Annotated in this window: 10 protein-coding genes and 1 pseudogene; 8 read left to right on the top strand and 3 right to left on the bottom strand. The window is 60.7% G+C overall.

What is annotated here, in order from left to right:
- Window positions 1–218 precede the first annotated feature (218 nt).
- The gene (locus H4I97_RS19195) at window positions 219–1,229 is read left to right on the top strand and encodes a LacI family DNA-binding transcriptional regulator (RefSeq protein ID WP_182308455.1); all 1,011 of its coding nucleotides are present in this window, start codon (window positions 219–221) and stop codon (window positions 1,227–1,229) included.
- Between the two features lie 98 nt (window positions 1,230–1,327).
- On the opposite strand, the gene H4I97_RS19200 is transcribed toward H4I97_RS19195, so the two are convergent.
- Window positions 1,328–2,524, bottom strand: coding sequence for a cytochrome P450 (locus tag H4I97_RS19200; protein WP_182308991.1), 1,197 nt, complete (start codon window positions 2,522–2,524; stop codon window positions 1,328–1,330).
- A gap of 298 nt (window positions 2,525–2,822) precedes the next feature.
- Here H4I97_RS19200 and nirK point away from each other — a divergent pair, with 298 nt between their 5' ends.
- Window positions 2,823–3,914, top strand: a complete 1,092-nt coding sequence (gene nirK, locus H4I97_RS19205; protein ID WP_182308456.1) for a copper-containing nitrite reductase — start codon at window positions 2,823–2,825, stop codon at window positions 3,912–3,914.
- A gap of 302 nt (window positions 3,915–4,216) precedes the next feature.
- Here nirK and H4I97_RS19210 read toward each other — a convergent pair whose 3' ends face one another.
- Both H4I97_RS19210 and H4I97_RS19215 read right to left on the bottom strand, forming a co-directional pair.
- A complete protein-coding gene (locus H4I97_RS19210) occupies window positions 4,217–4,921 on the bottom strand; it encodes a response regulator transcription factor (RefSeq protein ID WP_112687707.1) in 705 nt (234 codons plus the stop codon).
- A pseudogene (locus H4I97_RS19215) lies at window positions 4,918–6,839 on the bottom strand (PAS-domain containing protein). The gene H4I97_RS19210 and the pseudogene H4I97_RS19215 overlap by 4 nt, the downstream one beginning before the upstream one ends.
- A 189-nt stretch (window positions 6,840–7,028) precedes the next feature.
- Between H4I97_RS19215 and H4I97_RS19220 the strand changes: the two are divergent.
- The 6 genes from H4I97_RS19220 to H4I97_RS19245 all read left to right on the top strand — a co-directional run bounded on the left by H4I97_RS19220 (window position 7,029) and on the right by H4I97_RS19245 (window position 14,164).
- Complete coding sequence (locus H4I97_RS19220; RefSeq protein WP_182308457.1) at window positions 7,029–8,996, top strand: long-chain fatty acid--CoA ligase; 1,968 nt, start codon at window positions 7,029–7,031, stop codon at window positions 8,994–8,996.
- Window positions 8,993–9,820 (top strand): ABC transporter ATP-binding protein, encoded by an 828-nt coding sequence (locus tag H4I97_RS19225; protein WP_182308458.1) that lies wholly within the window; start codon window positions 8,993–8,995, stop codon window positions 9,818–9,820. The genes H4I97_RS19220 and H4I97_RS19225 overlap by 4 nt, the downstream gene beginning before the upstream one ends.
- Window positions 9,821–9,850: 30 nt before the next feature.
- Entirely contained in the window at window positions 9,851–10,837 is a 987-nt protein-coding gene (locus tag H4I97_RS19230) for a branched-chain amino acid ABC transporter permease (RefSeq protein WP_182308459.1), read from the top strand.
- Between the two features lie 3 nt (window positions 10,838–10,840).
- Window positions 10,841–11,917 (top strand): branched-chain amino acid ABC transporter permease, encoded by a 1,077-nt coding sequence (locus H4I97_RS19235; RefSeq protein ID WP_182308460.1) that lies wholly within the window; start codon window positions 10,841–10,843, stop codon window positions 11,915–11,917.
- Between the two features lie 74 nt (window positions 11,918–11,991).
- Window positions 11,992–13,278, top strand: a complete 1,287-nt coding sequence (locus H4I97_RS19240) for an ABC transporter substrate-binding protein (RefSeq protein ID WP_182308461.1) — start codon at window positions 11,992–11,994, stop codon at window positions 13,276–13,278.
- 61 nt (window positions 13,279–13,339) lie between these two features.
- Window positions 13,340–14,164 carry an ABC transporter ATP-binding protein gene (locus H4I97_RS19245; RefSeq protein ID WP_182308462.1) on the top strand — a complete coding sequence of 275 codons (825 nt, stop codon included), beginning with the start codon at window positions 13,340–13,342 and terminating at the stop codon, window positions 14,162–14,164.
- Window positions 14,165–14,180 lie beyond the last annotated feature (16 nt).

Genomic DNA, 14,180 nt, shown 5'->3' on the forward strand with positions numbered 1-14,180 from the left:
TTTCGTCACGACGGACCGGAGAGTGCCGGACGGCCGCAATTCTGCGTTCGTCGCCGATCCTCTCGACGCCGTTCTCGGTGACGGCTTGTGCCGGACAACTCCCGGTCGACCCTCCTTAGTCAACCAACTTCATCGATTGCGCATCGCTGCTCAATCGATGAAGCAACAATTGCCACCATCACTCTTTGATGTCAAGGTGGCTTTCACAGGAGGACTTCGTGAATCAGAGACGACCAGCAAAAAAGACCACGATCTACGATCTTGCCGAGCTTGCCGGGACCTCGGCGAGCGCAGTCAGCGCGGTGCTCAACGGCACCTGGAAGAAGCGCCGGATCAGCAGCCAGCTCGCCGAGAAGATCGGCCGCATTGCCGAGGAACAGGGCTATGCCGTCAACATGCAGGCAAGCCTGCTGAGGCGGGAGAAGTCAAAGATCATTGGCATGATCGTGCCCAAATATGACAATCGCTATTTTGGGTCGATCGTCGAAACGTTCGAAGCGATGGCGCGCGCGCGGGGGCTGTTCCCGATCGTCACCTGCACCCGGCGCGACCCCGACCTGGAGGTGGAAGCAGCGCGGACCATGCTCTCCTATCAGGTGGAGTGGTTGATCGCGACCGGCGCGACAAATCCCGACCGCATCACGGATATCTGCCTCTCATCCGGTGCCCACAGCATCAATCTCGACCTGCCCGGCTCGAAAGCACCGTCGGTCATCTCCGACAACTTCGCCGGCGCGCGGGAATTGACCCGGCGAACCCTCGTCAATTGCCGCAACAAGCTCGGCGAGGCCTCCCCGCTGCTCTTCATCGGCGGTCGCGGATCCGATCACAATACGGCCGAGCGCGTTCGCGGGTTTCGCGCCGCGCACGACGACATGGGCGTTCCAATCGACGAGCGACACATCCTCACCTGCGGCTACGCACCGGAGAAAGCGGAAAGCTCGCTGGCTGCGCTCGCCACCTCCGAAGGTCCCCTGCCTCGCGGTATGTTCGCCAACTCGACGATCTCGCTCGAAGGGGTGATGCGCTGGATCAAGACCTCCCACCATTTCGAAGGCCGCTCGCCGATCATCGGCTGCTTTGACTGGGATCCCTTCGTCGCACTTCTCGGTCATGACATCGAAATGGTCCGGCAGGACGTGAAGGGCATGCTCAACGCCGTCTTCTCGATCATCGACAAGGGCGGCTCGGAGCAGGCGCTGATCGAGGTTGCACCGACGTTCGCTTGAGTCCTGCCGAATTGCCTGACCTCGACACGAAATATGCCCTTGTACATCCCTCAAGAGGCGCGACCGCCAACCAGCAAACGGCAATATCAATCCTCTGCTCACGCGACTTGTGGAGACGCACCGTCCGTCTGGATTTCGAGTGACGCCAGGCCGCCTGCGGGATAGATGGCGTGCACGGGTTCACAATCGGAAGCCAGCGTGAACTGCGAGATACCGCTCAGCACCTCGCTGATCATCACCCGCAACTGCATCCTCGCCAGGGCCGCGCCGGGGCACACGTGGATTCCGGCGCCATAGAGCAGGTTCGACGACTGGTCGCGATCGGGGCGGTATTGGTCAGCGTCCTCGAAAACGGCCGGATCGCGGTTCGCCGATGCCCATATCACAGTCACCCTGTCGCCCGCCTCGACCTGGCGATCGCCGATAACGACGGATCTCCTGGCGGTGCGTCGATTGGATATCAGAGGACCATTGAGGCGGAGAATCTCCTCGATCGCGAGCGGAAGGCGTGCGCGATCCTTGCGCAATCGCGACTGTACCTCCTGGTTCTGCGCCAGAAAATGCATGATGATCTCGACACAGGCCGCAATCGTTCCAAGCTCCCCGACAGTCCAGTTGCGCAGGATGCTGACGATGTCGGCGTAGGCAAGCCTTTCACCGCCGATCGTCTGTCGCAATAGCTCGGTGGTGATATCCTCCGGTGCGGCTCCATCCGCGGATTTGCGCGCATCAAGCTGCGCGCGGATGTAGCTGTCGAACTCGAGCGCGATCGACGCCATCGCCTCTGTATCACGGGCAAGTGTCGCCTCCTGATTCTTTCGGACCCATTGGCGCAACGGCCCGTGCAGCCCCTCTGGCCAACCGAGAAAACCACACTGAACCCGGACGGCGTAGGGCTCGGCAAGGTTCGACATCACTTCCCAGGTCGAGCTCGCCTTCAGCGATCCGACGAGTTCGCCGGCAATCTGGCGACATACCGGCTCGAAGGCGTCCACCCTCTGCTGCGTGAAATAGCGTTCGATCAACTGCCTGTAGCCGGTGTGTTCGGGAGGATCCATCCCGTTCGGCACGGACGGGTGCCGTGAAACAACATTGCTGAACCCGTGATGGTCCGTCACAATCTGCAAAACGTCTGCATGCCGAAAGAGGGACCAGCCGAGATAATCGCTGTGTGCAACTGGACAGGTCCCGCGCATATGGTCGTAAGCGCGGATCTGATTCCTCTGCACATCCTCCCGTCTGGGATCCCAGTCGGTTTCCTGGCCGTCGGGCGATTGCGCCTCATTGGGGTTCATTCCGCTATCCAATCTCATCCGCCTTGATTCCGGTTCCCGGCCCAGCGGCCATTTGCACAGCAGTTGACGTTGCGTTCTTTGTCGCCCAGCAAAGAGGCAACCGCCTTTGCCAGCCCAATCCGGCAGGGCACCGGCGCCCGCAGGACTCGCGCGCCGATCATGGCACTGCCGTTCTCGAGTGCCGAGCAGGCTCACGCTTCCTCACAAGTTTGAGAGCCCGCGGCTTGGTTGCGCTTCCACAAAGAGGACAAGGCCAGCGTACGGCTAACTCGTGACCGGTACATCTCAAGAGGACACCATGATCTCGGGCTTCCGCAACGCACTCTTCGCCGCCGCAGTCTCGGGGCTCGCCCTCACCACGGGTCAGCCCTCGATGGCAGCAGGCAATCACCAGCATCCGACAGAAAACGGAACCGCCGAGAAGCCGCTCGCCATCGTCCGGCAATCGACCGACCTTCCCGCGCCGGTTCATCGGAAGGGACCAGAAACCGTTACCGTGAACCTGGAAACGGTCGAAGTGACCGGAGCGGTCGCCGACGGGACGACCTATCATTACTGGACGTTCAACAGGAAAGTACCGGGCCCCTTCGTCCGCGTCCGCGTCGGAGACACGGTGAAGGTCGAGCTGACAAATGTGTCCGACAGCAGCGAGCGCCACAGCGTCGACTTCCATGCGGTGACCGGACCCGGCGGCGGTGCAGTGGCCACGGATGCCGCGCCCGGAGAAACCAGGGGATTCTCGTTCAAGGCCGCGAAGCCCGGCCTCTACGTCTATCACTGCGCGGTGCCGCTTGCGGCCCAGCACATCGCAAACGGCATGTACGGACTTATCCTCGTCGAACCGGAGGAAGGCCTGCCCCTGGTCGATCGTGAGTTCTACGTCATGCAGGGAGAGCTCTACACGGAAGAGGCCTTCGGCACGAAAGGAAAGCTTACTGCAAGCAGCGAGAAGCTGCTCGACGAGCAGCCGGAATACTATGTCTTCAACGGCGCAGACAAGGCACTGACCAACGAAAACGCTCTGAGAGCGAAAGCCGGCGAAACCGTCCGCATCTATTTTGGAGTCGGCGGACCGAACAAAACTTCGAGCTTCCACGTGATCGGCGAGATCTTCGACAGGGTCTACGACCTCGCGTCGGTGACTTCCAGCCCCTTGACCGACGTGCAGACGATCACCGTGCCGCCGGGCGGCGCCTCGGTGGTCGATCTCACCCTGGACGTCCCCGGGGAATACACGCTGGTCGACCACGCCCTCTCCAGGGCGGCGCGCGGCCTCGTTGGAAAGCTGATCGTCGAGGGCGACGAACGGTCCGATATCTTCACCGCAGCACCGGCGGGCAACGAGCACAGCAGCCACGATGCGCACATGTCCAATCACATGCCTGAGTGACCAGACATTGTGACCCCTGCTCGCCGATAGGAAGGCCGCAGCCGGTCCGACATCAGCGCATCGGCCCGAAGGGCTGTCCCGATCTATATGTCGATAAGTCTAGGACTTTACGGCGCTCCAGAGGGTGTTCAGCACCGTCGAATAGGCGTGTATTGCGATAGGCGCGAAAGTCGAACGCCAACCTTCCCGCAAGATAGTGGCGCAGCGAACACGTGGTGATGCGCCATGCTTACAGTCGTCAGAGAAAATCCGCGATCTCTGCCTTATCGAACCGGATGCTGTCTCCCCAACGACATTCCTTCTCATTCCCAGCGCACATCCCCGAGAAAGATATAGCCGGCTCCGTAGATCGTCTTGATCAATGCCGGATTTTTCGGATCTTCGCCGAGCTTGGTGCGCAGGCGCGAAATGCGCACGTCCATCGCACGGTCAAAGCTCTCGCCCGCAATCCCGCCCAAGGCTTCCTGCATCTGCGTGCGGGAGATCAGTCGGCGGGGTCTCTCGAGGAAAAGTCGCAGCACCTGCCCCTCCGCATTGGAAAAGGACACCTGCTCCCCGGTGGCCGAGACAAGCGTGTAGCTGTCGAAGAGCGCAGTCCATCCATCGAACCGCGCGATCTGGCTGGTGCGCTCGCCGGTCGGACGCCCCTTGCGCAGGCGGGCGCGGACACGGGCCACGATCTCGGCCGGTTCGAAAGGCTTGATGATGTAGTCATCGGCGCCGAGCTCAAGGCCCATGACACGGTCCTGCACTTGGGCGCGTCCTGAAATGATGATGATGGCCGCACCCGAATCCAGCGCCAACCGATGCACCAGCAGTAGGCCGTCACGATCCGGTAAACCGAGGTCGACAAGGCAAACGTCCGGGACGCATCGCTTCAGCGCCGCCTCGAATTCTGTCGCGCGGGCAAAAGTCGCCGTCTTGAACCCGGCTTCCGTAAGCGCATCCGAGAGAACCTGGCGGATCTGTGGTTCATCATCGAGAATGGCGACAAGCGGTTGGGTCATTTGGTCACCGTCGGCAGGAACCGTGCAAGCGTCTGGCTGTCGAAGGGCTTGGGCAGCAGCGGGAACCGTTCTTCGGCCGCGATCCGCAAAGACGCTGAGGCAGGAAGGGAGCTCATGAGGGCGATCGGCATTCCTCCTCTTGCCAGAAGCGTTTCGGCAAGATCGAGGCCCGTACGTCCGCCCTTCAAGTGAATGTCGGCCAGCACGAGATCGAGTTGCGGAAGATCGACGAGACTTTCTGCTTCCTCAGCACTCGCCGCCTCAATAACCGAATGTCCGAGCGAGCAGAGCATATCGCGCACGGTCTCGCGGATGTCGTCGCTGTCTTCGACCAGCAACACCGTGTGCAGCGGCTCCTCCTTGCTTGCTGGTCGATAAGGAAGCCGAAGCTCGACACGCGCACCGCCTTCCGGACGGTTCTCCAGGCGCACGCTTCCGCCGGACATCGTTGCCTGATCATAGACCATGGAAAGGCCGAGACCGGAACCTTCGCCACCCTTCGTGGTGAAGAAGGGGTTAAGCGCGTGCTCAAGCGCTTCGGGCGAAAAGCCGGCCCCGGTGTCCAAAACAGAGAACTCGATCCAGGTTTCATGCACTGTGCGGACGCGCAGCGTGATGGTGCCCGGTTTCGCGCCGATGGCGTCCTTGGCGTTCAGGATCAGGTTCAGTAGCGAATCCTGTAACGAGCCGGCGTCGAGAATGAGCGGAATGCCGATCGAAGGGATGTCGACGTCCAACCGGATATTGTCGGCCAGCGCCGGTCCCGCGAGACGCATCAAGTCCTTGATAAAATCGCAGAGATTGACTGGCGCCGGCCTGAGCTCGCGCCGACCTGAAATGGATGCAATCCGGTCGGTGAGGTTGCCGCCGCGACGTGCCGCAGCGAGCGTCGAAGTCACCAGATCCTTCGCCCCCGGCGGCAAAGACATCTGTTCCAGCCTGCTCTGCAGTCCAAGAATAATCGTCAAGAGATTGGCGAAGTCATGCGCCAGCCCGGACGTCAACTGTGCGGCAAGTTCCCGCTTGCGCGTCTGCGCAAGCGCGGCACGCGCCTGGCTCTCCTCAGTAATGTCCGTCGACAGAATGTAGACGCCATGAATTGGCCCGTCATCATTTCGATCCGGAGTAAAGGCTGTTCGAATTCTCCGGCCCGAGTCGTCGTCCGTGAATTCGCAAATGGAGGAAACACCCGCCAGCGCGCGGACGAGATAGGGTTTGATCTTGGCAAATGAGCTTTCGCCCAGCACATCGCGCCCCGTGAGCCCGACGATCTGCGAGGGGCGCCCGGGAATGACCGATGAGAGACGTCGGTTGGTATAGGTGTAGCGAAAATTGCAATCGACATGGGCAATGTGCGCGGGATCATTTCCGTTGTCAGGCGGATGCGCGCCTCCATTTCAGCCAACTGGTTCTTGGCCGCCTCGAGCGCCGTGTTGGCCGCAGAAAGAGCCCTGTTCGTCTCGGAAAGGCGTTCGGTGTTGGACAGAAGCTGCTCCGAAAGCTCGGCAGAGCGGGTCCGCAGCATCTGCTGCTGTATCCGTACTTCGGTGATATCCGTGTAGACCGTAACCCAGCCGCCCTGCGGCAAGGGAAACCCCTCGACCGAAACCCAGCGGCCGTTTGGCCGCATGCGTTCGAGGTAGTGCGGAACGAAGGCCTGCGCAGCCTTCACGCGCGTGCGAACCGCCTCTTCCGCATCGTCGACCGAGCCATACTCGCCCCTCAGCACCAGATATCGGATCGTCTCCTCGAAGCTCACCCCCGGTGACACGAAGGCATCCGGAAAGTCGAACATATCCTGATAACGACGGTTGCAGACGGCAAGTTTCAAATCGCTGTCGAAGATCGACAACGCCTGACTGATCAGGTTCAGGCCCGTCTTGATGAGGCCTTTGTGCTCCTCCTCGGAAAGCGGCATCCGATCCTTCTCCCTCCTGCATGGCTACCATCCGCGGAGGGACTGGGGAAGGGGCAATCATCGCTGTCACAATTCGTAAGATTTCAGAAAAAATGACGAAAAGCTTTGCGGCGAGAGTTGTGAATGAACGGTAGCCGGACGGTAGATCAGGCGCCGTCCAGCCCTGCACGGGTCAAGGGGAGGAACGACATGACAGACCGGCAGCCCGGCTCGGGGCTTGCGTCTATTCCGGCACTGATGGCGAGGAACGCGCAAATGCTGTCGCGGCGCCCGGCCTATCGGGAAAAGGAGTTCGGCATCTGGCAGACCTGGACCTGGGCCGAAGCGTATGCGGAGACGCGGGCACTGGCCATGGGCTTCCTGGCGCTCGGGCTGAAACGCGGTGACTTCATCGCAGTCGTAGGACGCAACCGCCCTTCCCTCTACTGGTCGATCGTCGCCGCGCAGATGTGCGGTGCCGTCCCGGTGCCGCTTTACCAGGACGCCGTCGCCGACGAGGCGGAATACGTGCTGGAACACTGCGGTGCGCGGCTCGTCGTGTGCGGTGACCAGGAGCAGGTCGACAAGGTGATCGAGGTTCAGGAACGCATCAAGTCCATCGATCAAGTCGTGTATGTCGACAAGCGCGGAATGCGCAAATACGACCATTCACGGATGAACGCTCTTGCCGATGTGCTGTCGGAAGGCAGGGCGGCGCACCACCGGTTCGAGGCAGAGCTTGACCAGCGTATCGCGGCGCTCACCTATGACGACCCCTGTGTGATGCTCTATACGTCGGGCACGACGGCCAAGCCCAAGGGCGTTGTTCTCTCCAATCGGAATATTATCGAGACATCGCGCAATTCCTGCGAATTCGATCACCTCGGCCCTTCTGAGGAAATTCTGGCCTACCTGCCGATGGCCTGGGTGGGCGATTTCATCTTCTCGATGGGGCAGGCGATTTGGGCCGGCTTTTGCGTCAATTGTCCCGAAAGCCCGGCCACCATGATGAACGATCTGCGGGAAATCGGACCGACCTATTTCTTCGCACCGCCTCGCGTCTTCGAAAGCCAGCTGACCAACGTAATGATCCGCATGGAAGATGCGGCACCTTTGAAGCGATGGCTGTTCCGCATCTTCATGGACCATGCCCGCAAGGTGGGTCCCGCGATCCTTGACGGACGGCCTGTCCCGACCTTGGACCGATTGAAATACCTGTTGGGCGATCTCGTGATCTACGGTCCGCTGAAAAACACGCTGGGCTTCAGCCGCATTCGTGTGGGTTACACGGCCGGCGAGGCCATCGGGCCTGAGATCTTCGACTTTTACCGCTCGCTCGGCATCAACCTGAAGCAGCTCTACGGCCAGACGGAGGCCAGCGTTTTCATCACACAACAGCCGGACGGCCAGGTGCGTTCCGATACCGTCGGCGTGCCTTCGCCCGGCGTCGAGGTGAAGATCGCCGAGAGTGGAGAGGTCTTCTATCGAAGCCCCGGAACCTTCCTGGAATATTACCGGAATCCGGAAAGCACGGCCTCCGTCAAGGACCTTGATGGCTGGGTTGCAACCGGCGACGCGGGTTTCTTCGATGAGGAAACCGGGCACTTGCGCATCATCGACCGGGCCAAGGACGTCGGCAAGATGGCCAACGGCCATCTGTTTGCCCCGAAATATGTCGAGAACAAGCTAAAGTTCTACCCGAGCATCCTGGAAGCCGTCGTCTTCGGCGCCGGTCTGGAACGGTGTTGCGCCTTCATCAACATCGACCTGACGGCTGTCGGCAATTGGGCCGAGCGCAACAACATCGCCTATTCCAGTTATCAGGAACTCGCGGGCCACCCGCTGGTTTACGACATGATCCGCGGCCACGTCGAGGAGGTGAACCGGTCACTCGCCGCCGACAGCATGCTCGCCGGCTGCCAGATCCACCGCTTCCTGATCCTGCACAAGGAGCTGGATGCCGATGACGGCGAACTGACCCGCACGAGAAAGGTCCGCCGCAACATCATCGCCGAGAAATACCACGACCTCATCGCCGCACTTTACGACGGCTCGACGAGCATCAGCACGCAGACGGAAGTCACCTACGAAGATGGTCGCAAGGGGCTGCTGAGAGCGACGCTGCAGATCGCGGATGCGGCGACCGTTCCCATTCCCGAACGGAGGGCCGCCGCATGAATGCGCAGACCCCCCTCACCACCTTCACCACCACCGCCGATGGCCGGAAGATCGGCGACATTCTGATGGAGATGAAGAACATCACTCTTCGCTTTGGCGGGGTGAAGGCCGTCACCGACATCAGTTTCGATATCCGCGAGGGTGAAATTCGTTCGATCATCGGTCCGAATGGCGCGGGCAAGTCCTCGATGCTGAACGTCATTTCGGGTTTCTACGTACCACAGGAGGGCGAAGTCTGGTTTCGTGGCGCGCGTCGGCCGGCGATAAAACCCTACAAGGTCGCCCGCCAGGGCATTGCCCGTACATTTCAGAACATCGCACTCTTCGACGGCATGAGCGTTCTCGACAACATCATGACCGGCCGGTTGACGTTGATGAAGACCGGCCTGCTGCGACAGGCGCTCTGGTGGGGGGCGGCGGAGAGAGAGGAAACCGCTCATCGGGAGAAGGTCGAAAAGATCATCGACTTTCTGGAAATCCAGGCAATCCGCAAGACGTCCGTCGGACGGCTTCCCTATGGCCTGAAGAAGCGGGTGGAACTGGCGCGCGCATTGGCTGCCGAACCGAAACTTCTGCTGCTCGACGAGCCGATGGCGGGGATGAATGTCGAGGAAAAGGAGGACATGTGCCGCTTCATCCTCGACGTGAACGATGAGTTCGGAACGACGATCGTGCTCATCGAACACGACATGGGGGTCGTCATGGACCTCTCCGACCGCGTCGTCGTGATGGATTACGGCAAGAAGATCGGTGACGGCACACCGGACGAGGTGCGCAACAGCCAAGCGGTGATCGACGCCTATCTGGGGGTCTCCCATGAGTAGAAATCGAAAGAAGGCAAGGAGAGCTGCCTGATGCCCGACACCGTCTATTACGCGCTCGAGGTCACGCTGAACGGTTTGATGTCCGGCGTCATGTATGCGCTTGTAGCGCTGGGCTTCGTGCTGATCTTCAAGGCGAGCGGCATCTTCAACTATGCGCAGGGCGTTCTTGCGCTGTTCGCCGCGTTGACGCTCGTCGGCATCATGGACGGCCAAGTCCCCTTCGCGCACCTCATCAATGCACTCTTTGGCACGAGCCTCCATCATTTCGGCTTCAAGGTGCCGGCGCTGATCGCCATCCTGATCACCGCAGGCGTCATGACCCTGCTCGCCGTCCTGGTAGAGCGCTATGTGCTCAAGCACCTCGTCAACCAGGAGCCGATCATCCTGTTCATGGCAACGATCGGTCTTGCCTACTTCCTCGAGGGCCTTGGCGACGCGATGTGGGGCTCCGACATTAAAACGCTCGACATCGGCCTGCCGAAGGGCATCGACGAGACGATCGAAAGTGTCACGAACGACTGGTTCGGCTACGGCTTCTTTATCGACCGGCTGGATATCGTCGCGACCGTTATCGCGGCCCTGCTCGTACTCGCGCTCACCGTCTTCTCGCAATACTCCAAGCAGGGCCGGGCGTTGCGTGCAGTTGCGGATGACCATCAAGCGGCGCTGTCCGTCGGTATTTCGCTGCGTTTCATCTGGGCCCTCGTCTGGTCCATCGCCGGCGTCGTGGCCCTGGTTGCGGGCATCATGTGGGGCTCGAAATCGGGGGTCCAGTTCAGCCTGTCCCTGATCGCGCTGAAGGCCCTGCCGGTCCTGATGCTCGGCGGCTTCACCTCCATTCCCGGCGCCATCGTTGGCGGACTCATCATCGGCATGGGCGAAAAACTCTTCGAGTTCTTCGTCGGCCCGCTGGTCGGCGGCGCGACAGAAAACTGGTTCGCCTATGTGCTCGCGCTGGTCTTCCTCGTCTTCAGGCCGCAGGGCCTGTTCGGCGAACGCATCATCGAAAGGGTCTGAGACATGCTCTACCGCGAGGCCGGTGACTTCAAGACAACCTATGTGGCCGACAGCCAGACCTTTCCGATCAAATTCGACCGGATCCGCTATTACATCGTGGTGGCGATCGCCTTCGGGGTCATCCCCTTCGTGATCGACGACTACTGGGCAAATGCGGTCTTCGTGCCTTTCCTGATCTACGCCATCGCGGCCATCGGCCTCAACATCCTGACCGGCTATTGCGGTCAGGTAAGCCTCGGCACCGGCGGATTCATGGCGGTCGGCGCCTATGCCTGCTACAAGCTGATGACGGCGATGCCCGATGTGCCGATCATCGTGCATGTCCTGCTGGCAGGTCTCATCACGGCCTTCGTCGGTGTCCTGTTCGGATTGCCCAGCCTCAGGATCAAGGGCTTCTATCTCGCCGTCGCGACCCTTGCCGCGCAATTCTTCCTGGTCTGGCTCTTCAACAAGGTGCCGTGGTTTTTCAACTATTCGGCCTCCGGCCAGATCACGGCACCGGAACGCAGTCTCTTCGGTATTGCAGTGACGGGCGCCAGCACGCCGGCCTGGGCCAAGTACCTCTTCTGCCTCATCATACTCTTCACCCTCGCCTGGCTTGCCCGCAATCTGACGCGCGGTTCCGTCGGCCGTCGCTGGATGGCGATCCGCGATATGGATATCGCCGCCGAGATCATTGGCGTGAATCCGCTGACGGCCAAGCTTTCGGCCTTCGCCGTCTCATCCTTCTACATCGGCATCGCGGGCGCTCTCTTCTTTACGGTCTACCTCGGCGCCGTCGAGGTCGGCGAGGCTTTCGGCATCCAGAAGAGCTTCCTCGTGCTGTTCATGGTCATCATCGGCGGGCTTGGATCGATCTTCGGAAGCTTCGCCGGAGCGGCCTTCCTCGTGCTGCTGCCGGTACTCCTCAAGAACGTGCTCGTCGGTCGGTTGGGCTGGCCGACGGACCTCGCGGCAAATCTCGAGCTGATCATCGTTGGCGGACTGATCATCATCTTCCTCATCGTGGAACCGCACGGGCTCAATCAGCTGTGGCGGGTTGCGAAGGAGAAACTGCGTCTATGGCCCTTCCCTCATTAGGGGGCCGGTCCCGAATGCCGCGGCGGGGAACTGCGGCCTTGTTGTGAATTCGTCTTTGTCTGGGAGGAAATGAGATGAAGAAGATGCTTGCAGCCTTTGCGGCGGCCACCATGCTGATGAGCAGTATGCCGGCCTCTGCCGATCTGATCGTGCCGAACCTGTCCTATCGGACGGGCCCCTATGCACCGGGTGGCATACCCTATGCTGACGGTTTCAATGACTATTTCACCTTGCTCAACGAGCGCGACGGCGGCATCGGCGGTGAGAAGATCCAGGTTCCCGAATGCGAGACCGCATACAATACCGAGAAGGGGGTGGAGTGCTACGAGGCCACGAAGGGTCAAGGGGCGCTGGTCTACAACCCGCTCTCGACCGGGATCACCTATCAGCTGATCCCCAAGGTCTCGGCCGACGGCATCCCGCTCTACACGCCCGGTTATGGCCGCACCTCGGCGGCAAATGGCAAGGTCTTCGAATGGGTCTTCAACTACCCGGCGAATTATTGGGACGGCGCCAGCGTCGCCATCCGCTACCTGCTCGACCAGAACGGTGGCGACCTGAAGGGCAAGAAGATCGCGCTGGTCTACCATAACTCGGCCTATGGCAAGGAGCCGATCCGCACGCTCACGGAGCTATCCAAGAAGCACGGCTACGATCTGTTGCAGATCCCAGTCGATCATCCGGGCCAGGAGCAGAAGAGCCAGTGGCTGCAGATCCGCCGCGAAAAACCTGATTACGTGCTGATGTGGGGGTGGGGCGTGATGAACGCGGTGGCGATCCAGGAGGCCGCCAACATCAACTATCCGATGGAGAATTTCATCGGCGTCTGGTGGTCCGGTTCGGAAAACGACGTTCTGCCTGCGGGCATGGGCGCCAACGGCTACAAGTCGCTCGCCATGCACGGCACGGGCATGGATTATCCGCTCTACGGCGACCTCAAGAAATACGTGATCGATGCCGGCAAGGCGAGCGGCGCCGGTGACCAATTCGGCTCCGTTCTCTACTCGCGCGGAATGTATGCTGCATTGGTGATTTCCGAAGCCATCCGCAAGGCGCAGCAGATCACCGGCAAGTCGAACATCACCGCCGCAGACCTGCGTGACGGCTTCGAGCAGTTGGAGATCACCGAGGCGCGCATGACGGAGCTCGGCCTTCCGAAGTTCGGCCAGCCATTCAAGGCCTCCTGCTCCGACCATGGCGGCCCCGGCGCCGCGCTGCTCCAACAATGGGATGCGTCGGCGAAGAAGTGGAACCTCATCACGGACTTCATAGCGCCGGACGACGAGGTCCTGACGCCGCTGATCATGGAAGATTCCGCCGCTTACGCTGCGGAAAACAAGATCGCAGAACGCTGCAAATGAACCGGAGGGTGCCCCGGCTGAACGCCCGGGGCATCCCTTCACTCTTGCCGGGACGACACTCATGCTGAATGCGACCAACGCGAATGGGACCTTGCTGGAGGTCAACAATATCGAGGTGATCTACAATCACGTGATCCTCGTCTTGAAGGGCGTGAGCCTCTCCGTCCCGAAGGGCGGCGTGACGGCGCTGCTCGGAGGTAACGGCGCCGGCAAGACCACCACCTTGAAAGCCATCTCCAATCTTCTGAAGTCGGAGCGTGGTGAAGTCACCAAGGGCAGCATCGTCTATCGCGGCGATCGCGTTCAGGATCTTTCACCGGCAGATCTGGTACGCCGCGGCGTGGTCCAGGTGATGGAAGGGCGTCATTGTTTCGAGCATCTGACGGTGGAGGAGAACCTTTTGACCGGCGCGTATATCCGCCGGGACAGCAAAGCCGATATCCGCCGCGATCTCGATATGGTCTACACCTATTTTCCGCGCCTGAAAGAGCGGCGCAAATCGCAGGCCGGCTATACTTCGGGTGGCGAACAGCAGATGACGGCGATTGGCCGCGCGCTCATGAGCCGCCCGGAAACCATTCTCCTCGACGAGCCCAGCATGGGACTCGCGCCACAGCTGGTCGAGCAGATCTTCGAGATCGTGAAGAACGTGAACGAGGGCGAAGGCGTCACTTTCCTGCTGGCCGAACAGAACACCAATGTGGCGCTGCGCTATGCCCACTACGGCTACATTCTGGAAAGCGGTCGCGTGGTGATGGACGGCTCCGCCAGGGATCTGCGCGAAAACCCGGACGTCAAGGAATTCTATCTCGGCATGTCGGACAAAGGACGCAACAGCTTCCGTGATGTCCGAAGCTACCGCCGCCGCAAACGGTGGTTGGCATGAGGGCAGCGGAAGCAAG

The organism is Ciceribacter thiooxidans, from assembly GCF_014126615.1.
Lineage (GTDB): Bacteria > Pseudomonadota > Alphaproteobacteria > Rhizobiales > Rhizobiaceae > Allorhizobium > Allorhizobium thiooxidans.